Below are 21,493 nucleotides of genomic sequence, written 5' to 3'. Positions count from 1 at the left end.
CCAACGAATGTTTCTTATGCAATACATCTCGGAGATTGATCAATTGTCCGGCTACCCGAGCATCGACACTGACGTGCTGCGCACCTTCGTCGCCATCGCCGACCAGGGCGGCTTTACCCGCGCCGCCGAACGGGTGAATCGCACCCAGTCAGCGGTGAGCATGCAGATGAAGCGCCTTGAAGAGGATGTGCTGCAACGCAAGCTGTTCGAGCGTGACGGTCGACAGGTGCGCCTGACGCCCGAGGGCCAGGTGCTGCTGGGCTATGCGCGGCGCATCCTGAAACTGCACAGCGAGGTGTTCAATACCCTGCGCGAGCCGCATATGGTGGGGCTGGTGCGCATCGGCACGCCGGATGACTACGTGATGCGCTACCTGCCGGGGATTCTCACGCGGTTTTCCAAGGCTTATCCGCTGATCCAGATCGAGATGCACTGCGAGGCCTCGAACGTGCTGATGCAGCGCCGCGATCTGGCCTTGACGGTAATCAGCCGCCAGCCCGGCGACGATGTCGGTGAACTGCTGCGCACCGAGCGAATGGTGTGGGCCGCCGCCGCGTGTTTTTGCGTGGACGAACACGATACCCTGCCCCTGGCGGTGTCCGGCGTTGAGTGCTTCGGCACCCAGTGGAGCCAGGCCGCGCTGGACAGCGTCGGGCTCGATTACCGGCTGGCGTATCACAGCTCCAATGTGGCGGCGATCCAGGCCGTGGTCAGCGCCGGCCTGGCGGTGATGGTCAGCCTGGAAAGCCTGGTGACCGAAGACCTGCGCATACTCGGCAGCGAAGACGGTTTTCCGCCGCTGCCGTCGATGAACCTGCGGCTGCTGCGCAACCCGGCGATGGCCTCGCCCATCACCGAATGCCTGGCGCAATACATCCTCGAAGGCTTCAGACTTTAAAGGTCAGCATCACCGCACACACCACCAAAAATCCGCAGAACAGCCCGCGCAACATGCGCTCCGGCAGCGCATGGGCAACTTTCACGCCCCAACTGATGCTCAGCAGGCCGCCAACGGCCAGGGGCACGCCGATTGCCCAATCCACTTCGTGGTGCCAGGCGTAAGTCACCAGGGTTACGCCGGTGCTGGGCAATGCCAGGGCCAGTGACAAGCCTTGCGCGACCACCTGGGTGGTGCCGAACACACTGGTCAGTACAGGCGTGGCAACCACCGCGCCACCGACGCCAAACAGCCCGCCCATGGCGCCGGACACGGCGCCCAGTACGCCCAACCAGGGCCAGGAATAACGCATCTGCGCCGTCGGCGGCGCGTTACGTGTGAACATGCGCACCCCGTTGTAGGTCGCCAGCACCACCAGAAACACGATAAAACCGATGCGCATCGCACCGGCATCCAGGCCCACCGCCCAGATCGATCCGAGCCAGGCAAAACTGAACCCCATCACCCCGAGCGCCAGGGCATGGCGCAACTCGATGCGGTTGCGCTGGTGGTAGCGCCACAGAGCGAGCATCACGTTGGGCACCACCATCACCAGCGCGGTGCCTTGGGCGATCTGTTGATCGAGCCCGACCAATACGCCGAGCACCGGGATCGCTATCAACCCACCACCAATGCCAAACAGGCCGCCCACCGTGCCCAGGGCCGCGCCCAATACCAGGTACATCAGCAAATCCCACACCGCGTATCACTCCACAAATCCCAGGGCGTGCATGCTACGCAGTGCAATCTTGCCTGGCAAAGCACGTTCGCTTGAAACAACCGACGCAGCGGGAAGTGATTGCCTGCCAGACGCCCACAAAAAAGCCCGACGCAAGGTCGGGCTTTTTGGCACGGCGCGGCCGGAATTACTTCTTGGCGCGGCCTTTGTACGAACCACCTTCACGGGTGTCGATCTCGATCAGGTCGTCGATTTCGATGAAATCGGCCACTTGCAGTTCGGTACCGTTAGCCAGCTTGGCAGGCTTCATCACCTTGCCGGAAGTGTCGCCGCGAGCGGAACCTTCGGTGTAGGCGACTTTACGCACGATGGTGGTCGGCAGCTCTACGGAAACCAGGCGCTCTTCGAAGAAGATGGCTTCGCAGACGTCGTCCATGCCTTCTTCCACGAACGGCAGAACGGCTTCGATGTCTTCAGCGTTCAGCTCGTACATGGTGTAGTCGGTGGTGTCCATGAACGTGTAGGTGTCGCCGCTGATGAAGGACAGGGTCGCTTCCTTGCGGTCAAGGATCACGTCGTCCAGTTTGTCATCGGCGCTGTAGACGATCTCGGTCTTGTAACCGGTCAGCAGGTTCTTCAGCTTGGTCTTCATGATGGCGCTGTTACGACCAGACTTGGTGAACTCAGCTTTCTGAACCAGCCAAGGGTCGTTTTCGAGACGGATCACTGTACCGGGTTTCAGTTCTTTACCAGTTTTCATTGCATATATCCGAAATTTGGATGGGATTTACAAAAATCAAGGTGGCGTATCATATCCAACTTTCATAAAACTGTACCAGCGCCGTCGCAAGATCGGCCTGCAAGCCTTGTTCCAGACACCAGGATTCGGCGTGTCGACTGACTTCAGGCCAGTGTTCCAGCAGTTTTTTCCACGCCTGGGCCATATCGCCCCCGGCGTTCCAGACTTGCCACATCGCAATCAGCGCAGCCCTGGCGGCTGGTGACAAAGCGGCGGTGTACAGCACCAGGAAGGCATCGAGCTTGTCGAGGTGAATGTCTTCATCCTGGCGGTAGATGTGCCACAACAACGGGCGCCCGGCCCATTGGGCACGCACGAACGAGTCTTCGCCGCGCACCGCATTGAAGTCGCAGCACCACAGCAGTCGGTCGTAGTGCGCCTGGGGCACGAACGGCAGCACTTGCACGGTCAGCGCGCCGCGCTGATGCAAAGCCCCCGCCGCCAGGCGCTCTACGCCGAGCCAGCGCTGCACATCGCCGAGGATGCGCCCTTCCGGCACCAACAGATGGGTGGCACGCCCGTCCGTCGACAACACGTCGAGCCAAGCGGCCAGCCCGGCATTTTCATAGGCGAACAGCGAGATCAGTAGCGCATCGGCGGCGGGAAATACGCCCATATCCTGCAGGAAGGTTTCCCGTGCCACGGCATCCCGCTGAAACGCCTGACGCTGGTCCAGCAACCCGACCTCACGCAACAGGCCACCGGTGCCCGGACGAAACCCCGGGAAAAAGAAGTACTTCTGCACGCCCTTGAACTTCACCGACGGCAATCGATGACACCCCACCACCCAGTCTTCGGCGCTCAGGTAATCCAGGTTCATCCACAGCGGCGTGCGTGCGCAGGCAGCCATGGCTTCCATATAGTCCGGCGGCAACTGGCAGGCGAACGCGGCAATCACCACATCGGCTGCCGACGTTGCCGGCCACTCGGCAGGCCAGTGGCGCACGTCAACGCCCGCTTGCCATTGCTGGCTCAACTGCACATCGATCTCGGGGCACATGCGCTCGAACGCGCGCAAGTCGTCGACCCACAGGCGCACATCACACGCGTGTTCGGCCACCAATTGCCGGGCCAGGCGCCAGGTCACGCCGATGTCGCCGTAGTTGTCGACAACACTGCAAAAAATATCCCAGCGGGCTTTCATTCCGGGCTCCAAGGCTCAAAGGCTCGATTGTCCGCATAAATGCCCGGATGCAGAAGGCTTGATCGCGATTATTCTGCACAGTGGCTGTGCGACAATCGCCGCTACGCCGTCAATGCCCGCCGGGAGGCCACCATGACTGATCGTCCGTTGTCGCTGCTCAAGCTCTGCATCGCCATTGCCCTGGGCGTGTGGCTGGGGTTTATCGCCATTGCGCTGACCACCTGGCTGGCGTCCCGCTACCTCTTCCCACAGAGCCTCGCGCCTGTGGCCCAGGCGGTTCAACAGTTGGGCAAACCTGCGGCCGCTGCGCCGGAGCCGCCCAACCGCATGTTCGAGCAGTACCAGCAGAACCTGCAGAGACAGGAACAGCAACAGACTCTGGAGCAGGCGCGCAGCAACCCGCGCAATCTGTCCAACCCCAAATGCCAGTTCTGGCTGCAACAGGACCAGAATGCACCGACTGAAAAGACCCGCGCCAATGTGCTGCAACTCTGCGACTGATCACCATGAATAAACACGCCGTGCTCCAGCTGATTCTGGACAAACTCGCCGTCGACCTGGACATCGCCCAGCGCGCCGCGCAGACCGCCTACGAAACCGCAACCCACGAAGAAAACATCGCCGAGAACAAGTACGACACCCTGGGCCTGGAGGCGTCCTACCTGGCGGCCGGGCAGGCCCGGCGGGTCGAGGAAATCAAACAATCGCTGGCGCTGTGCCAGAACCTGCCACTGCGGGCCTACGATGATCGACGTGGGGTGGAGGTCGGCGCGCTGCTGGGCCTGGAAGACGAGAACGGACGCCAGCAATGGCTGTTCCTCGCACCGGATGCGGCGGGCCTGAAGGTGGATGTGGTAGGGCAACCGGTGACCGTCATCACCCCGCGCTCACCCTTGGGCAAAAGCCTGCTGGGCAAGTTCGAAGGGGATGAGGTGGAAATTCTGGTGGCAGGCGCCCGGCAACACTTTACGGTTACCGAGGCCAGATAAACGCTTTAATGGACGGGCAATTCAACGCCGGCGAACAGCTCTTCCAGTTCCTGCTTGTTGTGGCACTGAATGGCCTTGGCCATGACTTCACGGGTCAGGTGCGGCGCGAACTTCTCGATGAAGTCGCACATGAAACCGCGCAGGAAGGTGCCACGGCGGAAACCGATCTTGGTCACGCTGGACTCGAACAACTCGCTGGCATCAAGCACCACCAGGTCTTTGTCGAGCTGGGTGTCGACCGCCATTTTTGCCACGATCCCCACGCCCAGGCCAAGGCGCACGTAAGTTTTGATCACGTCGGCATCGGCGGCGGTGAAAACCACTTTCGGCGTCAGGCCGCGATGGCTGAACGCCTCGTCGAGCTTGGAGCGGCCGGTGAAGCCGAATACGTAAGTCACGATCGGGTATTCGGCCAGGGCTTCGAGGGTCAATTTCGGCAGCTTGGCCAACGGATGGCCCTGAGGCACTACCACGCAACGGTTCCAGCGGTAGCACGGCATCATCACCAGGTCGCCGAACAGTTCCAGCGCCTCAGTGGCAATCGCAAAATCCACGGTCCCGTCAGCGGCCATCTCGGCGATCTGCATCGGCGAGCCCTGGTGCATGTGCAGCGCGACGTCCGGGTACTGCTTGATGAAGTCGCGGATCACCGGCGGCAAGGCATAGCGTGCCTGGGTATGGGTGGTAGCGATGGACAGCGTGCCCTTCTTCTCGTTGGAGAACTCCTGGGCGATCTGCTTGATGCTTTCGACTTTGCGCAGGATCTCGCCGGCAGTGGTGATAATGCGCTCACCGGCGGGAGTGACGCGGGTGAGGTGCTTGCCGCTGCGTGCGAACACTTCCACGCCCAGCTCGTCTTCGAGCAGGCGGATCTGCTTGCTGATACCCGGTTGCGAGGTGTAAAGGCTTTGAGCGGTAGCGGAAACGTTGAGGTCGTGGTGCGCCACTTCCCAGATGTAGCGCAGTTGTTGGAGCTTCATATGTGTCCCTCAAAGCAGATAGACGCCACGGGTATCAGCGACGGTATATAACTATATTAAAGGTCAGATAGATAAATCTAGAACTTTTTATGTATTTACAGCGATCATATTTCTTCACTGCGTCGACGCCGCAGCGACGGCACCATGTAAACGGGAACCGTCGACAGCTGCAATACCCGCGTGGCAGTGCGACCCAGGGGCGTCGCCGCTGTCGTTGCATGGCTGTGACTGCCGAGGATAAGCAGGTCGACAGACAGTTTGCGCAACTGGTCGAGTATCACGTCGCAGGGATCCCCCTGAATCACCTTTACCGAGCGGATCACCTTCAGGTCCTGCTCCCTATCCCCCAACTCCTCGCGAAAACTGTCCAGCACGCGCTGCTCGATGGTCGCCATCACGGTGGTCAGCCCCTGGTTCTGCCATTCACTCAAGGCCTGCTCGTCAAGGTAGCTTTGCAGCACCGACTCGGCGAACAGCCCGATGGGCTCGACCACATGGATCACATACAGGTCAGCCTTGAACGTGCGCGCCATTGCCAGCGCATGTTGCATCACGTAAGGCGCATACAGGCCAAGGTCCGTGGCGTACAGCATCGAACGAATCATAGAACCTCCTGGGCTGCCAGGATGGCGAAGACTGTCTCAGCTTAGCAGCGCCGCGCAGAGTTCGGCCGACTCACACCTTGACCTCGTTGCTGATGCCGTGGGGCACGTGCCCGGTGGCCACCACCTCCCTGGCCTTCTCGCAATGACCGGCCTGGTCATCGAAAAACACATCGGCGGCAAATGCTTCGAGGAACGCGGCTTTTTCCAGGCCGCCGAGAAACAGCGACTCGTCCAGGCGGATGTCCCATTCACGCAGGGTGCGAATCACCCGCTCGTGGGACGGCGCCGAACGCGCGGTGACCAGCGCAGTGCGGATCGGACAGGCTTCGTCAGGAAACTCGCGTTGCAATAAATTGAGTGCCGCCAGAAAGCCCTTGAACGGCCCGCCATGCAACGGCTGGCGCGCCGACTCGCGCTCATTGGCCTGGAACGCCGCCAACCCGCCGCTCTGGTAGACCCGCTCGGACTCATCGGAAAACAGCACCGCGTCGCCGTCGAACGCGATGCGCAGCTCCTCGCTCATGGCCCGACGCGGGCCGCCGGACAGGATCGTCGCCGCGGCGAACCCGGCATCAAGGGCACTGCGCACATCTTCAGCATGGGTGGAAAGAAACAGATGGCAACCAAAGGCGGCCAGATAAGGATAGGGACTACGCCCGCCTGCGAAGGCGGCGCGGGAGATATCCAGGCCGTAATGCTGGATCGAATTGAACACGCGCAGGCCGGTGTCGGCACTGTTGCGCGACACCAGCACCACTTCGACCCGAGCCCGGCCCAGGCGGGCATTGAGGCTGAGCAACTTGTTCACCAGCGGGAAGGCATCGCCGGGTTCGAGGATTTCCTCCTCGTGCTCAATCTGGTACTTGCGGTACGGCTCGACCCCTTCGGCGAGGTAGACCTTGTGGCTCTCGCTCAGGTCGAACAACGCCCGCGATGAAATCGCCAGCACCAGTTTGTCGCCCAATCCCTTCGCCATCTGCTCCCCCCAATCAGCGGTTATGCCGATCAATAAAACTCAAGGCCTGGTACAGCGCCTGCATGCGCGGCAGCTCGCAGCCGGCTGCCTTAGCGGCCGCCAGTGGCCGGGCGTAGATCGCCGCCAGTTCCAGCGGGCGCTTGTGCAGGTGGTCGTGATACATGCTGGGCAGGTAATCGTCCATGGTTTCGGTCATGGCGAACATCTGCCCGGCATAGCTGGCCGGGATATCGTGGCCGCAGGCATGGGCGCCCTTGATCACTTCGAGCATCAGGGCCTGGATCAACTCGCGGCTGGACTCATCCGCCATCAGCGCCGTGGTGCCCGTGCCCAGCAACACCGAAAGACCATTGAACGGCACGTTCCACACCAGCTTGTGCCAACGCGCCAGGTGCACACTGGCCATGGCCTGGGACTCGATGCCTGCCTGATGGAACAGCGCCGCGCCCTCTTCCACGATCATTTGCTGAAGGGCCTCGTCATTGGCGGCCGTACCGCTGTGATAGCCCAGGTTGACCCGGCCCAATGCCTGATGCTCGATCACCCCGGGCGCGGAGCGGTACACACCGATATAACACAGGCCGCCGAGCAGATGCAGTGAGGCCGGCAAATGTTCGCGAAGGCTGTCTTCCACATCGAGGCCGTTTTGCAGCAGCACCACCTTGGCACCCGGCGCGGCCACCTGGGCCAGGGTGGGCGCCAGTTCGACATTGCCGGTGGACTTGGTGCCCACCAGCAGCCAGTCGCACGGCGGCATGTCGGCGGCGTTGGCGTAGGCCTGCACCGGATGCAGTTTCAATGCTCCATGGATGCTGCTGTTGATGTGCAGGCCACGGTCTCTGACGGCGGCGTATTCACTGCGCAACAGGAAGTGCACGTCGAATCCGGCGCGGGCCAGCATCAGGCCATAAAAACCGCCGATGGCACCGGTGCCGATAATACCTATACGTGGCGACTGTGCTGTCATGGCAAATCCTCCGGAGTGCGACTGAGCGCTGTCGTGATGGCTTCGCTGATGTCAACGGGCGCAAGACGTGTATGAATCGGCCCAAGGAACTGACCCTCGCACACCACGAACAGCGCGGGCAAATGAAAGATCTGGTAGCGCTCGACCGCGCCGCCATTGTGCCCGGCATCGACCCAGCACAACCGCGCCACCGGCAGATTCCAGGCTGGCAACTGCTGGCGCGCCCAGCGACAACTGGAGCAGCCGTCGCCGGTGAATATCAGCAGCGATGCCCCCGGCAGCGCCAACAATTGACGATCAATATCAAAATCGGACAGCTGCAACTCTTCCACGCGATCTCCTGTGGGGGCCTCAAGCAGGCCATACACTAGCAGGCCGGCCCGCGCGGCGCACAATTGCCCATTGTCGCGCAGCCCGGTTACGCGCTAAGGTTCCTCCCCCTTGCATCCAAATCATGCTGTGCTCCGCCGCACGGGGATGGCTGGCGGCCGGCACCCGTGACCCTGACGAGTAACACGATGGCTGATTTACCGATCAACGACCTGAACGTCGAATCCAACGAGACCCTGATCACGCCCGATCAGCTCAAGCGCGAAATCCCCCTGAGCGACGCTGCCCTGCAGACCGTCACCAAGGGTCGCGAAGTCATCCGTGACATTCTCGACGGCACCGACCACCGCCTCTTCGTGGTGATCGGCCCCTGCTCGATCCACGACCTCAAGGCTGCCCACGAATACGCCGAGCGTCTCAAGGTACTGGCGGCGGAAGTGTCCGACACCCTGTATCTGGTAATGCGCGTGTATTTCGAGAAGCCGCGTACCACCGTCGGCTGGAAAGGCTTGATCAACGACCCGTACCTGGACGACTCGTTCAAGATCCAGGACGGCTTGCACATCGGTCGCAAGTTGCTGCTGGACCTGGCCGAAATGGGCCTGCCGACCGCGACCGAAGCGCTCGACCCGATCTCCCCGCAGTACCTGCAGGACCTGATCAGCTGGTCGGCCATTGGCGCGCGTACCACCGAATCCCAGACTCACCGGGAAATGGCGTCCGGCCTGTCCTCGGCTGTGGGCTTCAAGAACGGCACGGACGGCGGTCTGACCGTGGCGATCAACGCGCTGCAGTCGGTGTCCAGCCCACATCGTTTCCTGGGCATCAACCAGGAAGGTGGCGTGTCCATCGTCACCACCAAGGGCAACGCCTACGGCCATGTGGTGCTGCGCGGCGGCAACGGCAAGCCCAACTATGATTCGGTCAGCGTTGCCCTGTGCGAGCAGGCGCTGAACAAGGCCAGCATCAAGCCGAACATCATGGTCGATTGCAGCCACGCCAACTCCAACAAGGACCCGGCCCTGCAACCATTGGTGATGGAGAACGTCGCCAACCAGATCCTCGAAGGCAATCAGTCGATCATCGGCCTGATGGTCGAAAGCCATCTGAACTGGGGTTGCCAGGCGATTCCAAAAGACCTGGCCGACCTGCAATACGGCGTGTCGATCACCGACGCCTGCATCGACTGGTCTGCCACCGAGAGCACTCTGCGCAGCATGCATGCCAAGCTCAAGGATGTATTGCCCCAGCGCAAACGCACCTGAAGCTGAACTGCGCACACAAAAACGCCGGGGTTTACCCGGCGTTTTTTATGGCGGCTCGCTCAGAGCTTGGCGGCATGGCGCTGGTGACGCTCCATATAGCGCTCCACATAGGAGCATGACGGAATTACCGTATAGCCGGACTCTTCGGCGAACTTCAACGCCTCTTCGGTCAACGCCGCGGCGATGCCACGACCGCGCAGCGCGTTGGGCACGAAGGTGCGATAGATATCCAGGGTCTGCTTCCCGAGGTCCATGTAGGTCAGGTAGGCACGATGACCGTCCACATTGGTCTCGAACTGATGACCAGCCTGGTCATGGTGGATGGACAACGCCTCGCTCATCACTACTCCTCGCGGGTCTTTGATTCTGACCCCTACCTTACCGATGTTTTTCCGGCGAAGAAACATCTACGCCACCCCGTGCCGGTTTCGACAACGAGAAAACCTCTGGCGCTCACACCCTGCACGTGGAAATAGTAGGCACCAAACCTGCCATTGCTCAAGGTGCACTCGTCATTCCCTGCCATGGGCGGATATAGACTGGGCTTCGATACCTGCGACCGAAAGCCTGAACAACGCCGGCAGTTGAACCTTAAGACGAACTGCCGCTCTTAAAGTCACCTCTAGATGCGTGAAAGATGCCGCAGGCGGTAAAGGCACGCGGCACGAAAGTACCGAGCTGGATATATAAAATTTCATCTACATACACGGTTTCAAGCATGCGGGCCGGCCCTTTCAGGCTGGATCCAATGTTAGGCGGACTGTAAGGTAGCGGACGTTTTTTATACGAACCGCCACATGACAGGCCAGAACAGATTCCGTGCAAGAATTTTTTCTGCTTCTTGCGCAACGTCAGTTTACTTACTACAAGTAATGGGTAGTATGTACGCCGGCTATTAGCTCACTCTGAGACAATAGTCATTTAATAGAAAGTCCTTGAAGGGGAACACGATGAACAACGTTCTGAAATTCTCTGCTCTGGCTCTGGCCGCAGTTCTGGCTACCGGTTGCAGCAGCGTCTCCAAAGAAACCGAAGCTCGTCTGACTGCAACTGAAGACGCAGCAGCTCGCTCCCAGGCTCGTGCAGACGAAGCCTACCGTAAAGCTGATGAAGCGCTGGCTGCTGCTCAAAAAGCACAACAGACTGCTGACGAAGCTAACGAGCGCGCTCTGCGCATGCTTGAAAAAGCAAGCCGCAAGTAATAATCCTTCGGGGTTGTTATCAAGCCGATCCATGTTTGGATCGGCTTTTTTATTGCCCGGATTTCCTGTGTAAGATTCCGGACTTGCACCGGTCCCCTTCCACAGGTTTTTTATTGCTGCAGATCGATCGGCGTACTCGACGCCACCGGCGCCCCACCCGGTACACCGATTTCGGTCGGCAGGCCGTCCTCTGCGGCAACCACGTCACGCACCTGATCCCAGTTCACCCGCAACGTGTTGGCCAGGTCTTCGCGCTTGAGCAGGGCATTGATCACGGCCGTATGCTTGTCGACCACCGACGGCGTGCCGTCGTCGTTGAGCGGCGTATGCGCCTCGAGATAGACCTTGCCGCCGCTGCTGCCGAACTTGTAGGCATCATTGATGATGCGCACTGAAGTGCCCACCGGCACCATGTCCGCCATTTCCAACACATTGTTATTGAACATGCGGAAGCAACCATGGCTGGTGCGGGTGCCGATGCCGAACTTCATGTTGGACCCGTGGATCAGGTAACCCGGTGTGCCGAGGGTGAACTTGAACGGCCCCAAAGGATTGTCCGGTCCAGCTGGCACCACGTTGGGCAACGGATCACCGTTTGCGGCGTGCTCGGCCTTGATCGACGCGGGCGGCGTCCAGGTCGGGTTCGGCGTCTTGGCGATGATGCTGGTGTGAGCAATCGGTGAACCCCAGCCTTCACGTCCAATCCCCAGCGGGAAGGTGTAGACCACGTTCTGGCCCTTGGGGAAATAGTAGAGACGGTACTCAGCCAGGTTGATCACAATGCCTTCGCGCGGGCCCGGCGGCAGGATGAAGCGGGTCGGCAGCACGATTTCAGTGCCCGCTCCCGGCAACCACGCATCCACCCCCGGGTTGGCGGCGACCATCTCCGAGTAACCCAGGTCGTAGGTGGTGCCCAGGTCAGCGAAGGTGTCTTCATACTTGGCCTTGATCACCTGGACCTGGCCGACAATGTCTTCGCCCGGCGGCGGCAAGGGCAACTGCAACGCCGCTGCGGAACCGGCCGCGCAGAGGGCAGCAAGAGACAGGCAGCAGGTGACGACGGAGAGGCGCGACAACATCCGGTAAATCCTTCGCAGAACGACGGGGAGGTAAAGTTCGATTGTATACGTGAAGCGGGCGCCTAGCTGCAAGCCTGTGGCACCGCCTACAACTCAAAACGCAGTTCGGGCCAGATCGGTGGCGTGCCACGCTTCTGCGATTCTAGAATCGCCCGGCACAAGGGGCACAGGCGCTGGTCCTGGAAAACCATCCGATCCACCGACGACCAGCGTGGCTGCGCAGGCAGCAGCGTACCGCACAGCGTGCGATCGATTGAGCCGCCCAGTTCCAATTGACGCGCTACCAGATGCACCCGCACTTCCTGGCAGGCAAACAGGTCCAGCTGCTCGTCCGGCTCGATCAGTTGGTAATTAAACAGGGACCAGGCAGGACGCGACATCGGGGGCTCCAGATCGGGGGGCGCCACCTTAGCCGAAAGCCTGCCGGTAGAAAAGCGTCAAAGCAGCGGTTTTAGCGTCGGCCAGACATTTTCCAGCAACTTGCCCTGAGCGCCGACCGCCGGGTGCAGTTGGTCGGCCTGCATCAGCTCGGGATGCCCGCCTACACCCTCAAGGAAAAACGGCACCAGCGGGATGTCTTTTTCCCTGGCCAGCGTGCCATAGACTTCGGCAAACGCCGTGGTGTATCGCGGCCCGTAATTGGGCGGCAACTGCATGCCCAACAACAGTACTTTCGCACCGCCGGCCCTGGACTGGTCAATCATCGACGCAAGATTTTGTTTCAATTGCGCTGGCGGCTGCCCGCGCAGGCCATCGTTGCCACCAAGCTCGATCACTACAACGTCCGGTTTATGCTCTGCAAGCGCCGCCGGCAGCCGCGCCAGGCCTCCGGCACTGGTGTCGCCACTGATCGAAGCATTGACCACTTTATCGTCGAAACCCTCCTGCTTGAGCCGCTGCTCGAGCAGGGCCACCCACCCTTTGCGGGTATCCAGCCCGAAACCGGCACTGATACTATCGCCAACGATCAGGACTGTACCCGCCGCTGCGTTCTGGGCCATGCACATCAAGGCCAGGCCAGCACTCAAAAACCACATTCGCATCGGATTCTCCATGGGCGCAAGCATTCTCACCGCGCGGAACCTCAGCAAAGTGGTTCCCAGCGCGGAAGGTGATCTGACTATCCTGCACGAACTGAGCCTGGAACTGAACAAGGGCGATAGCCTGGCTATCGTCGGCAGCTCCGGTTCGGGCAAATCCACCCTGCTCGGTCTGCTGGTCGGCCTCGACCTGCCCAGCAGTGGCGAAGTCACCCTCGCCGGGCAAGCCCTGAGCACACTCGACGAAGACCAGCGCGCGCGCATCCGCGCCGAGCACGTGGGCTTCGTATTCCAGTCATTCCAATTGCTCGACAGCCTCAACGCGCTGGAAAACGTCATGCTGCCGCTGGAGCTGGACGGCCGCAAGGACGCCCGCGAGCGCGCCAGGCATTTGCTTGAGCGGGTCGGCCTGGGCCAGCGACTTACTCACTCGCCGCGCCAGTTGTCCGGTGGCGAGCAGCAACGCGTGGCGATTGCCCGCGCATTCGCCGCCGAACCGGACGTGCTGTTTGCCGACGAGCCCACCGGCAACCTCGACAGCCACACCGGCGAGCGCATCAGCGACCTGCTGTTCGAACTCAATAAAGAGAGCGGCACGACCCTGGTGCTGGTCACCCATGACGAACGCCTGGCGCACCGTTGCCGGCGCCTGATCCGCCTTGAAGCCGGCCTGATGGTCGCGCCCCTGGAGCCTTGATGGCACGTTTGCCGCTGTTGCGCCTGTTCAGCCTTGCCATGCGTCAATTACTGCGCGATGCCCGCGCCGGTGAATTACGCGTGTTGTTCTTCGCCCTGCTGGTGGCGGTGGCTGCGAGTACAGCCATCGGCTACTTCGGCGCACGCCTAAATGGCGCGATGCTGCTGCGTGCCACCGAGTTTCTCGGCGCCGATCTGGTGCTCGAGGGCAGCTCACCCGCCCGCGAGGAGCAAATCCGTTCCGGCACCGAGCTGGGGCTGGATCACGCGCGAATCGTGGAGTTCTCCAGCGTCATCGCCACCGACAATGGCATCCAACTCTCCAGCATCAAGGCGATCAACGAGCAGTACCCGTTGCGCGGCCAACTCAAAAGCGCTGCGGTGCCCTTCGGTGATGAAACCTCCGGCGGCGAGCCGAAGCCTGGTGAAGCCTGGGTGGAGGCGCGGCTGCTGACCGCTCTGGACCTGAAAGTAGGCGACAGCATCGACGTGGGCATGAAAACCCTGCGCCTGAGCCGCATCCTGACCTACGAGCCGGACCGCGCCGGCAATTTCTACAGCCTCACGCCGCGAGTCATGATCAACCTGGCCGATCTGGACGCCACGGGCGTGGTGCAGCCCGGCAGCCGCGTGAGCTACCGCGAACTGTGGCGCGCACCGCAAGGCAGCACGGCGCTGCAAACCTACCGCGACCTGATCAAGCCGGGCCTTGCGGCCAATCAGCGCCTGCAGGATTCACGGGACGGTAACCAGCAGATCGGCGGCGCCCTGGGCAAGGCCGAGCGCTACCTGAACATGGCCAGCCTGGTCGCGGTACTGCTGGCAGGCGTGGCGGTGGCGCTGTCGGCCAACCGCTTTGCCAGTCGCCGTTTCGATGCCAGCGCGCTGCTGCGCTGTCTCGGGCTGTCACGTCGCGAAGCGATGCTGCTGTTCAGCCTGCAACTGAGCGTGCTGGGCCTGTTGGCCAGCCTGACCGGCGCCTTGCTGGGCTGGGTGGCGCAGTTTGGCCTGTTCTACTTCCTGCACGACCTGCTGCCGGCCGATGTGCCGCCCGGCGGGCTGCTGCCGGCCGTGGCCGGTATCGGCACCGGGCTAATCGCGCTCGCCGGCTTCGCCCTGCCTCCCCTGGCGGCGCTGGGCCGCGTGCCACCGCTGCGGGTATTGCGGCGCGACCTGCTGCCGATTCCTTCCAGCACCTGGATGGTGTACGGCGCCGCCCTGTTTGCCCTTGGCCTGATCATGTGGCGCCTGAGCCTGGACCTGGTACTCACCTTCGCCCTGCTCGGCGGCGGTGTCGTCGCTGCGCTGATCCTCGGCGGTCTGCTCCTGCTGTTACTGCAAAGCCTGCGTCGCCTGCTGGCCCGCGCCTCCCTGCCCTGGCGCCTGGGCCTGGGCCAATTGTTGCGCCACCCGCTGGCGGCGGCGGGCCAGTCGCTGGCGTTCGGGTTGATCCTGCTGTCCATGGGCTTGATCGCCCTGTTGCGCGGCGAGCTGCTCGACACCTGGCAAAACCAGTTGCCCAAGGACGCGCCCAATTATTTCGCGTTGAACATTCTGCCCGCCGACAAGGACGCCTTCAGCGCCCGCCTTATGGAGGTGCAGGCGCAGTCGGCGCCACTGTATCCGGTGGTGCCCGGCCGCTTGATCAGCATCAATGGCGAGGCAGTGCAGGATATTGTCAGCAAGGACTCCAGTGGCGACCGCGCCGTGCAGCGCGACCTCAGCCTGACCTGGGCCGCCGACCTCCCGCCGGGCAATACCCTGACGGCAGGCGCCTGGTGGTCGTCGCAACCCACGGATGACGTGCCGGGGGTATCGGTGGAAGCCAAGGTCGCTGAAAGCCTGAAGCTCAAGCTCGATGACCATCTGGTGTTTACCATTGCCGGGGAAAACCGTGAAGCGCGGGTTACCAGCCTGCGCACCATCAACTGGGATAATTTCCAGCCCAACTTCTTCATGATTTTCCAGCCTGGCACGCTGAAGGACCTGCCTGCTACCTACCTGACCAGCTTCTACCTGGCGCCCGGCCACGACCAGCAGGTCGTCGACCTGTCGCGGGCCTTCCCGGCCGTCTCTATCCTGCAGGTCGAAGCCCTGCTGGAACAGCTGCGCAGCATCCTCGCCCAGGTCACCCTGGCCGTCGAGTACGTATTGCTGTTTGTGTTGGCGGCGGGAATGGCGGTGCTGTTTTCAGGCTTGCAGGCCACCCTCGATGAGCGGATTCGCCAGGGGGCGTTGCTGCGTGCGCTGGGGGCGGAACGCAAGTTGCTGGTGAAGGCGCGGCGCATCGAGTTCGGTTTGCTGGGGGCGGTCAGTGGGGTGCTGGCAGCGTTGGGCACCGAACTGGTTACCTGGGTGCTGTATCGCTACGCCTTTGACCTGGCCTGGCAACCCCACCCATGGTTGTTGCTGCTGCCGGTGATCGGCGCGGTTCTGATCGGCGGCGCCGGCGTATTCGGTACCCGCCGGGCGCTGAATGCCAGCCCCCTGACGGTATTGCGCGAAGGCTGAAAAATCGATGGCCCGCCGTCATGACAGACGACAGGCCATCGATACCTATTTCACGTATTCGATAGCGGTAATCCACCAGCAGACTTCGCCGCCCGGGGTTTGCACGATGGCCTCGTCATCGACTTGCTTGCGCAACAACGCCCGGGCCATGGGGGAGTCGATGGAGATATAGTCCATCCGCTCATAAATCTCGTCATAGCCCACGATACGAAAGCGCTTGGTCTCGCCCTGCTCGTTCTCGATCTCGACCCACGCGCCGAAAAATACCCGCCCTTCCTGTTCAGGCATGTACTCGACCACGCGCATGTCTTCCAGGCGTTTGCGTAAATAGCGCACCCGTCGGTCAATCTCACGTAGCAGTTTCTTGTTGTACTGGTAATCCGCGTTCTCGCTGCGATCCCCCAGGGAAGCAGCCCAGGTCACCTTGCGTGTGGTGTCCGGGCGCTTTTCCCGCCAGAGGTAATCCAGCTCTTTCTTCAGCGCTTCGTGGCCTTCTTTGGTAATCAGCTTGGTGCTCAAACCCTTGCATCCCCAGGCAATGTCCAATGGTGCCGATATGCCACAGCTTCATGCCCTGGCATTGACCGGCAAGGGCAGATGATAAATGAACCGTGGAAAGCACGTGAGAGAACATCCTGGCTCCGGGCTAGCTGTCCAGGGACCGGTCCAACTCAAGGAGCACATCCTGCAGGTGCTGTCGCATGTCCGACACCTGTGCTGTCGCCTGCGAGAGTCGTCCGGCCTTCTGGTCAACCTGCAGATTTCGCTGGTGCAGTTGCGTTTCGCGCTGCTCCAGATCACGGCTTTTTTCATCATGGGCGGCCTGTGCCTGCTGCAACCGAGCTTCCCACTGCTCAAGCATCTGCTCTCGTTCGACAACCGCAAGCTGCTTCTGCGCCAGCTCCTGAGCGACCTTGGCCAGATTGGTCAGCGTACTGTCCACCTCAACCAGCGTGGCGTGTTCCGTCTGTGCCACAGGTTGGCGCGATGCCGACTCATCTGGCTCAAATTGAGTGACCGCTGTGGGCTCAACACGGGTCGAAGCTTGCGCCACTGCGAGTGGGGCCTGCAACGACGCGTCAACAGCAGGCTCGCTCACCTGCTCTTCTGCTTGCCTTGACGGTTTGGCGATTCTGGGAGGCGAGACCATTTGCGACGAGAAGCGAATGGACGGCACGATCAACGAAGCACTTTCGATCGCCGGCAACACTGGGGCAGAGATGCCCAAGGTAATGACCTTCATCACCAGAGCCTTCTTGATGATCATCGAGTGATGATCCTCGGGCCTGGCGGGAGGCAACTTGCAACCTTTCATATCAATGAAATGATACGGGACCGCAGCCTCGGCAGAGCTCGTCCTGCTAGAGGAAGCCGCTGCCGCCATCAGAATTTGTTTGAACGCCTGCATAGCCACTTGCAAGTCGTCACTGGACTCGACGCCACTCAGAAAATGACGATCGGCTTTTTTACGCAACGCTGCAATATAGACTCTGGAATTTCCGGGCTCCACCTCTTCGTCGAGACTGTAGACCAGAAAGTTGGATTGGATCTGTGCCACAGCAAATCCACACAGGAGTGCGCCGTTGACCGGCGCTCCCTGATCGCCATGTTCAAGCACAAGGGTACGTAACAGCATCATGATAATCAGGCCTCACTGAAAAAGAGCAAACCTTATATAAGTAAAACACCAGAGATATATCTGGCCATTGACAAGCTAACAGTCATTTTATTGTTTCAGCTGGCTAGGCAGCCGAGCGTAGGACTTATCTTATTGAGCCACCCCCACGTTCCCAATTATCAGGTTTAAACGTACCCTTTTTCAGGCGCTGAACGATGCCTGAACGGCATTACCCACATTAAGCTCTGTCAAACCATTCGGTAAAAAAATGCTCGAGATAGACGGTATTACAAAGTACTTGGGCAAAAGAAAACTGATTCATGACCTTTCGTTTTCCGCTCAACGCCAGGAATGCATTGGCCTGTTCGGGAACAGCGGTGCGGGAAAGACGACACTGTTGAATTTGATCGCCGGCTTATCGAATCTGTCGGGCGGACGAATCAGCGTTGCAGGTTTCAATACTCAAACCCACCCGTATCAAGCTCAGGAAGCCCTCGGCTATCAACTCCAGGGTGGCCTCAATCATCACCGTATGTCAGTCAAAAGCGTTCTCAACTTCATTGCTGCCCTTCGAGGGTTCAGCGGCTCCGAAAAGCGCGAGCGGATAAATAATACCGCCACGCGCCTGGAATTATTCCCTGTGATGGACGCTCCCCTGGCCGTACTGTCCACGCCATGGAAGCGCAAGGTCGCAATCGCCCAGGCCATCCTGCACACACCTCGCCTTTTGCTGCTGGACGAGCCGACTGAGGGCATGTCACCAGAGCACCTGCTCCCATTCAAAATGCTCATCAAATCGTTGAGCGACGAGATGACCATCATCATTGCCTCTCGCCGCTGCGACGAACTGTCCACCCTCTGCACGCGCGCGCTGGTTATGGCAGACGGCCAACTGGTGGCTGACACACCGCTGCCCGAGTTGCAGCGCAACTCCCGGCATCACCATGCGGTAACCCTGGCTGCGCAAGTACCGCTGGATTTACTGGCGCTCGCCGTATTACCCGGTGTTGCGGGAATCGAAGAGGACCTCCATGCGCCTGGTACGGTGACCGTTCTCGCCCTGCCGGGGCAAACCATTTATCCCCATATCAACGCCCTAATTGCCAGCCGCGGCTGGAATATCACCTCGCTAAGCCTGGAGCAGGGTCGCCTGAATGATGTCGTTCACAACCTTAGTCAGGAGGTGCATCCTTGAAACGACTTCCGGTAATTTTTACGCATCAGCTCACCCGGTATGCGTGCTCGCCCAGCACTTACCTGAGTGCTGCGGTTTTCTTGGTGCTGTGCGCGGGACTGGGGTTGCAGTTGGGTCAGTGGCTTGAGCGGGACAGCAGCGACTTGCAGGTTTTTTTCCAGTTTCATCCCTGGCTGTACCTGCTGCTGATTCCAGCATTATCGATCCAGCTATGGTCGGATGAGCACGACGTGGGCTTTCGCACGCTGATAAAAACCCTGCCCATTACCCCGTTCGAATGTGTGTTCGGCAAATTCCTGGCCGCCTGGTTCGTCTGCGGGATTGTCCTGATGCTGATGTTCCCCATCGTGCTCATCGCTAATCACCTGGGAGAGACGGACAACAGCGTTATTCGCTCACAATTTTTGTCGAGCTGGTTACTGGCGGGAAGTTATTTATCCGTAGCGTGTTTTATCTGTACGCTGATCCGCCAACAGGTAATTATTTTCCTGTTAACCATAGGATTACTGCTCACTGCCAGTGCACTGTCTCTGGTTATTGAGGCGTTTGAACATCAAATGCCGATCTGGATCATTGACAGTTTAATATCCCTTGATCCGCTCTCACGCTTTGACACTATTGATAATGGAAAACTGACACTGAGTGCCAGTTTATTCTTCATTAGCATGATCCTTGCCTTTCTATTGGCATCTACGGTCACGCTCAATTATAAAAGCCGTTGAGAAGCGAAGTACCGTATGCGATCCGCTCTTCTTCCGGGTATGACGCTAATCGTCATATCATTGCTGTTCCTGGCATTTAACCTGGTGTGGATCAAACACATCCCCGACATCCGCTGGGATGCCTCTCAGCAAAAAATCCACACCTTATCGCTACCCGCACGGCAGTTGCTCGCCACACTGGAAAGCCCGCTCGACCTGTATTATTTCAACTCAAGAAATGACCCGAGAAGAAGCCAGGTATTGAACCGTTATGGCGAGCGTGTGGAGGACCTGCTCAAGCAGTACGAAAAGGCGGCGAAAGGCATGCTCAATCTGCACATCATTGACCCGGCGCCCTATTCGGAAGACGCCTACAAAGCCGCGCTATACGGCCTTGACGACCAACACGGTTTTCTCGGCCTCATAGGCGCCCGCGCAGGCATCGGCACTCAGCGTATCAGTGCATTCAACCCTGATCATGAAGCATTGCTTGAATATGAGATCGGCCATTTGATCCACACATTGACGCGTTCCGAGCCGCCGACCGTTGGTGTGCTGTCAGGGTTGAAACTTCAAACCGCTGCCGGACAGTTGCTGGAGCAGATGCACAAGCATTTCAAGCTGGTGGAGTTGTCGCCGACTATCGGCCAGATTCCCTCCTCCATCGAGACGATGATGGTGGTGCACCCCCGCTTGCTGCCCGAGCGCGCGCTTTACGCGATCGAACAATTTGTAATGCGGGGCGGCAAGCTGATGATTTTTGTTGATCCGTTGAGCGAGACGACATCGAGCCCGGCACCGGCAGATTCTGCACTGGACGGAATCCTTGCTGCCTGGGGCCTCCAGATGCCGAGCGAGCAGATGTTGATCGATAACGTGTATGCCTCGTCCACCTTGTCAGGCCCGGGAACAACCACGGTACAACAGGCTGCCCGCTTGAACGTGCTCCGCCAGGACATGAACACCCATGACATAAGCAGCTGGAATCTCAGCTCAGTTACGGTGTCGAGCAGCGGCGCACTGTCCCTTATCCGCAAAAGCCATACCACGTTGACACCGCTGCTGCAGAGCTCCAGGCGCTCAATAATGCTGGATACCAGTCGATCCGCTTCCATGCTTGCGCTGGATTCAATCAATGAAGCGAATGCCCCCATGCAGTCCCATGTGATCGCTGCCCGCATCGAAGGGCCCGCCTACTCGGCATTCCCCGACGGCATCAAGGGCCTGCCCGCCGGTCTGCAAGACGCGACGGCGATCCAGGTCACGGTGGTCGCGGACACCGATATGCTCACAGACACCGTCGTCAGCTCAACCCGCAACAGCAACGTGCGGTTTGTCTTGAATACGCTGGACAACCTGGCTGCACCCGCTGTACTTGCGAACATTCGTCCGCGAGCAACGAAGAGCCCGACGCCACATCTGCTGAAGCAAATGCGCGAGACCGCCGCACAAATGTATTTACAGAAAGCCGGAGAACTCGAACGAAGGCTTGCGCGCACGGAACAGGCGTGGCAACAGCAGAGCCCGCGCAACACCGACGTTGTCACCCAAGCAGTGGATACAACTGTCCAATTGCAGGCACTCAATAAAGAACGCCTGCGCCTGCCCATTGAAATGCACACTTTGAAAGTTGAGGCCTATGCGCAGGTCCTGCGATTGGAGCGAGAGCTGGTATTGCTCATGGTCCTGGCAGTGCCGCTGCCGTTATGCCTGATTGCCTGGGCACTCGCGCTGCACCAGCGCCGACGCCGCTCAGCGTACGCGGCCAACGCTCACTGAT

24 protein-coding genes are annotated in these 21,493 nt (G+C 60.1%); 10 read left to right on the top strand and 14 right to left on the bottom strand.

Going from position 1 to position 21,493, the window contains the following annotated elements; all coding sequences use genetic code 11:
- Positions 1-16: 16 nt before the first annotated feature.
- Positions 17-898, top strand: a complete 882-nt coding sequence (locus VRB54_RS07670) for a LysR family transcriptional regulator (protein ID WP_231423560.1) — start codon at positions 17-19, stop codon at positions 896-898.
- Here the strand turns inward: VRB54_RS07670 and VRB54_RS07665 are convergent.
- The 3 genes from VRB54_RS07665 to earP form a co-directional block, all read right to left on the bottom strand.
- Positions 888-1,637, bottom strand: coding sequence for a sulfite exporter TauE/SafE family protein (locus VRB54_RS07665; RefSeq protein WP_338480220.1), 750 nt, complete (start codon positions 1,635-1,637; stop codon positions 888-890). The genes VRB54_RS07670 and VRB54_RS07665 overlap by 11 nt on opposite strands.
- A 166-nt stretch (positions 1,638-1,803) precedes the next feature.
- Positions 1,804-2,376 (bottom strand): elongation factor P, encoded by a 573-nt coding sequence (locus tag VRB54_RS07660; RefSeq protein WP_003233368.1) that lies wholly within the window; start codon positions 2,374-2,376, stop codon positions 1,804-1,806.
- Between the two features lie 49 nt (positions 2,377-2,425).
- Positions 2,426-3,559 carry an elongation factor P maturation arginine rhamnosyltransferase EarP gene (gene earP / locus VRB54_RS07655; protein ID WP_338480219.1) on the bottom strand — a complete coding sequence of 378 codons (1,134 nt, stop codon included), beginning with the start codon at positions 3,557-3,559 and terminating at the stop codon, positions 2,426-2,428.
- Positions 3,560-3,691: 132 nt separating this feature from the next.
- Between earP and VRB54_RS07650 the strand changes: the two genes are divergently transcribed.
- Both VRB54_RS07650 and VRB54_RS07645 read left to right on the top strand, forming a co-directional pair.
- Positions 3,692-4,060, top strand: a complete 369-nt coding sequence (locus tag VRB54_RS07650; protein ID WP_338480218.1) for a hypothetical protein — start codon at positions 3,692-3,694, stop codon at positions 4,058-4,060.
- A 5-nt stretch (positions 4,061-4,065) separates the two neighbouring features.
- Complete coding sequence (locus VRB54_RS07645; RefSeq protein ID WP_209980487.1) at positions 4,066-4,548, top strand: GreA/GreB family elongation factor; 483 nt, start codon at positions 4,066-4,068, stop codon at positions 4,546-4,548.
- Positions 4,549-4,553: 5 nt separating this feature from the next.
- Here VRB54_RS07645 and cysB read toward each other — a convergent pair whose 3' ends face one another.
- From cysB to VRB54_RS07620, 5 genes are all read right to left on the bottom strand, one after another.
- Positions 4,554-5,528: an HTH-type transcriptional regulator CysB gene (cysB, locus tag VRB54_RS07640; RefSeq protein ID WP_209980485.1), complete on the bottom strand. Its 975-nt coding sequence runs from the start codon at positions 5,526-5,528 to the stop codon at positions 4,554-4,556.
- Between the two features lie 104 nt (positions 5,529-5,632).
- On the bottom strand, positions 5,633-6,133 hold the full coding sequence (locus VRB54_RS07635; RefSeq protein WP_338480216.1) for a universal stress protein: 501 nt from the start codon (positions 6,131-6,133) through the stop codon (positions 5,633-5,635).
- 70 nt (positions 6,134-6,203) lie between these two features.
- Positions 6,204-7,109: a 5'-nucleotidase gene (locus VRB54_RS07630; RefSeq protein WP_209980481.1), complete on the bottom strand. Its 906-nt coding sequence runs from the start codon at positions 7,107-7,109 to the stop codon at positions 6,204-6,206.
- A gap of 13 nt (positions 7,110-7,122) precedes the next feature.
- Positions 7,123-8,076: a putative 2-dehydropantoate 2-reductase gene (locus tag VRB54_RS07625; protein WP_338480215.1), complete on the bottom strand. Its 954-nt coding sequence runs from the start codon at positions 8,074-8,076 to the stop codon at positions 7,123-7,125.
- Positions 8,073-8,408, bottom strand: a complete 336-nt coding sequence (locus tag VRB54_RS07620; protein ID WP_338480214.1) for a thioredoxin — start codon at positions 8,406-8,408, stop codon at positions 8,073-8,075. Before VRB54_RS07620 ends, VRB54_RS07625 begins: the two co-directional genes overlap by 4 nt.
- 186 nt (positions 8,409-8,594) lie before the next feature.
- Here VRB54_RS07620 and VRB54_RS07615 point away from each other — a divergent pair, with 186 nt between their 5' ends.
- Positions 8,595-9,671 (top strand): 3-deoxy-7-phosphoheptulonate synthase, encoded by a 1,077-nt coding sequence (locus VRB54_RS07615; RefSeq protein ID WP_338480212.1) that lies wholly within the window; start codon positions 8,595-8,597, stop codon positions 9,669-9,671.
- A 59-nt stretch (positions 9,672-9,730) separates the two neighbouring features.
- Here the strand turns inward: VRB54_RS07615 and VRB54_RS07610 are convergent, their stop codons facing one another.
- Entirely contained in the window at positions 9,731-10,012 is a 282-nt protein-coding gene (locus VRB54_RS07610; RefSeq protein ID WP_003233387.1) for a GNAT family N-acetyltransferase, read from the bottom strand.
- Between the two features lie 609 nt (positions 10,013-10,621).
- Between VRB54_RS07610 and oprI the strand changes: the two genes are divergently transcribed.
- Positions 10,622-10,873, top strand: a complete 252-nt coding sequence (oprI, locus tag VRB54_RS07605; RefSeq protein ID WP_003172710.1) for an outer membrane lipoprotei OprI — start codon at positions 10,622-10,624, stop codon at positions 10,871-10,873.
- Positions 10,874-10,983: 110 nt separating this feature from the next.
- Here the strand turns inward: oprI and VRB54_RS07600 are convergent, their stop codons facing one another.
- From VRB54_RS07600 to VRB54_RS07590, 3 genes are all read right to left on the bottom strand, one after another.
- Complete coding sequence (locus VRB54_RS07600) at positions 10,984-11,952, bottom strand: L,D-transpeptidase family protein (protein ID WP_338480210.1); 969 nt, start codon at positions 11,950-11,952, stop codon at positions 10,984-10,986.
- An 86-nt stretch (positions 11,953-12,038) separates the two neighbouring features.
- Complete coding sequence (locus VRB54_RS07595) at positions 12,039-12,332, bottom strand: hypothetical protein (protein WP_338480209.1); 294 nt, start codon at positions 12,330-12,332, stop codon at positions 12,039-12,041.
- A 57-nt stretch (positions 12,333-12,389) separates the two neighbouring features.
- A complete protein-coding gene (locus VRB54_RS07590) occupies positions 12,390-12,995 on the bottom strand; it encodes an arylesterase (RefSeq protein WP_338480208.1) in 606 nt (201 codons plus the stop codon).
- 10 nt (positions 12,996-13,005) lie between these two features.
- Between VRB54_RS07590 and VRB54_RS07585 the strand changes: the two genes are divergently transcribed.
- Together VRB54_RS07585 and VRB54_RS07580 are read left to right on the top strand one after the other, a co-directional pair.
- Positions 13,006-13,689, top strand: coding sequence for an ABC transporter ATP-binding protein (locus VRB54_RS07585; RefSeq protein ID WP_338480206.1), 684 nt, complete (start codon positions 13,006-13,008; stop codon positions 13,687-13,689).
- Positions 13,689-16,199 (top strand): ABC transporter permease, encoded by a 2,511-nt coding sequence (locus tag VRB54_RS07580; protein ID WP_338480204.1) that lies wholly within the window; start codon positions 13,689-13,691, stop codon positions 16,197-16,199. Before VRB54_RS07585 ends, VRB54_RS07580 begins: the two co-directional genes overlap by 1 nt.
- 45 nt (positions 16,200-16,244) lie before the next feature.
- On the opposite strand, the gene greB is transcribed toward VRB54_RS07580, so the two are convergent.
- Entirely contained in the window at positions 16,245-16,718 is a 474-nt protein-coding gene (gene greB / locus VRB54_RS07575) for a transcription elongation factor GreB (protein WP_338480203.1), read from the bottom strand.
- A gap of 127 nt (positions 16,719-16,845) precedes the next feature.
- The gene (locus VRB54_RS07570) at positions 16,846-17,838 is read right to left on the bottom strand and encodes a hypothetical protein (protein ID WP_338480202.1); all 993 of its coding nucleotides are present in this window, start codon (positions 17,836-17,838) and stop codon (positions 16,846-16,848) included.
- 247 nt (positions 17,839-18,085) lie between these two features.
- Between VRB54_RS07570 and VRB54_RS07565 the strand changes: the two genes are divergently transcribed.
- The 3 genes from VRB54_RS07565 to VRB54_RS07555 are packed head-to-tail and all read left to right on the top strand — an operon-like array spanning position 18,086 to position 21,492.
- A complete protein-coding gene (locus tag VRB54_RS07565) occupies positions 18,086-19,012 on the top strand; it encodes an ABC transporter ATP-binding protein (protein ID WP_338480201.1) in 927 nt (308 codons plus the stop codon).
- Positions 19,009-19,734: an ABC transporter permease gene (locus VRB54_RS07560; RefSeq protein WP_338480200.1), complete on the top strand. Its 726-nt coding sequence runs from the start codon at positions 19,009-19,011 to the stop codon at positions 19,732-19,734. Before VRB54_RS07565 ends, VRB54_RS07560 begins: the two co-directional genes overlap by 4 nt.
- 15 nt (positions 19,735-19,749) lie before the next feature.
- Positions 19,750-21,492: a GldG family protein gene (locus tag VRB54_RS07555; protein WP_338480199.1), complete on the top strand. Its 1,743-nt coding sequence runs from the start codon at positions 19,750-19,752 to the stop codon at positions 21,490-21,492.
- Position 21,493 lies beyond the last annotated feature (1 nt).

The sequence above is a fragment of the Pseudomonas trivialis genome (assembly GCF_036864995.1).
GTDB classification, from domain to species: Bacteria; Pseudomonadota; Gammaproteobacteria; order Pseudomonadales; family Pseudomonadaceae; genus Aquipseudomonas; species Aquipseudomonas trivialis.
Note: the sequence above shows the minus strand (reverse complement) of the source record. Positions and strands in the feature narration are given on the sequence as shown.

Bases quoted from the DNA above. Each gene is read 5' to 3' on its own strand.
- VRB54_RS07650 (WP_338480218.1), top strand. From the start codon at position 3,692: ATGACTGATCGTCCGTTGTCGCTGCTCAAGCTCTGCATCGCCATTGCC.
- cysB (WP_209980485.1), bottom strand. From the start codon at position 5,528: ATGAAGCTCCAACAACTGCGCTACATCTGGGAAGTGGCGCACCACGAC.
- VRB54_RS07580 (WP_338480204.1), top strand. From the start codon at position 13,689: ATGGCACGTTTGCCGCTGTTGCGCCTGTTCAGCCTTGCCATGCGTCAA.
- VRB54_RS07670 (WP_231423560.1), top strand. From the start codon at position 17: ATGCAATACATCTCGGAGATTGATCAATTGTCCGGCTACCCGAGCATC.
- VRB54_RS07610 (WP_003233387.1), bottom strand. From the start codon at position 10,012: ATGAGCGAGGCGTTGTCCATCCACCATGACCAGGCTGGTCATCAGTTC.
- earP (WP_338480219.1), bottom strand. From the start codon at position 3,559: ATGAAAGCCCGCTGGGATATTTTTTGCAGTGTTGTCGACAACTACGGC.
- VRB54_RS07635 (WP_338480216.1), bottom strand. From the start codon at position 6,133: ATGATTCGTTCGATGCTGTACGCCACGGACCTTGGCCTGTATGCGCCT.
- VRB54_RS07660 (WP_003233368.1), bottom strand. From the start codon at position 2,376: ATGAAAACTGGTAAAGAACTGAAACCCGGTACAGTGATCCGTCTCGAA.
- VRB54_RS07645 (WP_209980487.1), top strand. From the start codon at position 4,066: ATGAATAAACACGCCGTGCTCCAGCTGATTCTGGACAAACTCGCCGTC.
- oprI (WP_003172710.1), top strand. From the start codon at position 10,622: ATGAACAACGTTCTGAAATTCTCTGCTCTGGCTCTGGCCGCAGTTCTG.
- VRB54_RS07600 (WP_338480210.1), bottom strand. From the start codon at position 11,952: ATGTTGTCGCGCCTCTCCGTCGTCACCTGCTGCCTGTCTCTTGCTGCC.
- VRB54_RS07615 (WP_338480212.1), top strand. From the start codon at position 8,595: ATGGCTGATTTACCGATCAACGACCTGAACGTCGAATCCAACGAGACC.
- VRB54_RS07590 (WP_338480208.1), bottom strand. From the start codon at position 12,995: ATGCGAATGTGGTTTTTGAGTGCTGGCCTGGCCTTGATGTGCATGGCC.
- VRB54_RS07625 (WP_338480215.1), bottom strand. From the start codon at position 8,076: ATGACAGCACAGTCGCCACGTATAGGTATTATCGGCACCGGTGCCATC.
- VRB54_RS07565 (WP_338480201.1), top strand. From the start codon at position 18,086: ATGCTCGAGATAGACGGTATTACAAAGTACTTGGGCAAAAGAAAACTG.
- VRB54_RS07595 (WP_338480209.1), bottom strand. From the start codon at position 12,332: ATGTCGCGTCCTGCCTGGTCCCTGTTTAATTACCAACTGATCGAGCCG.
- VRB54_RS07570 (WP_338480202.1), bottom strand. From the start codon at position 17,838: ATGATGCTGTTACGTACCCTTGTGCTTGAACATGGCGATCAGGGAGCG.
- VRB54_RS07555 (WP_338480199.1), top strand. From the start codon at position 19,750: ATGCGATCCGCTCTTCTTCCGGGTATGACGCTAATCGTCATATCATTG.
- VRB54_RS07630 (WP_209980481.1), bottom strand. From the start codon at position 7,109: ATGGCGAAGGGATTGGGCGACAAACTGGTGCTGGCGATTTCATCGCGG.
- VRB54_RS07585 (WP_338480206.1), top strand. From the start codon at position 13,006: ATGGGCGCAAGCATTCTCACCGCGCGGAACCTCAGCAAAGTGGTTCCC.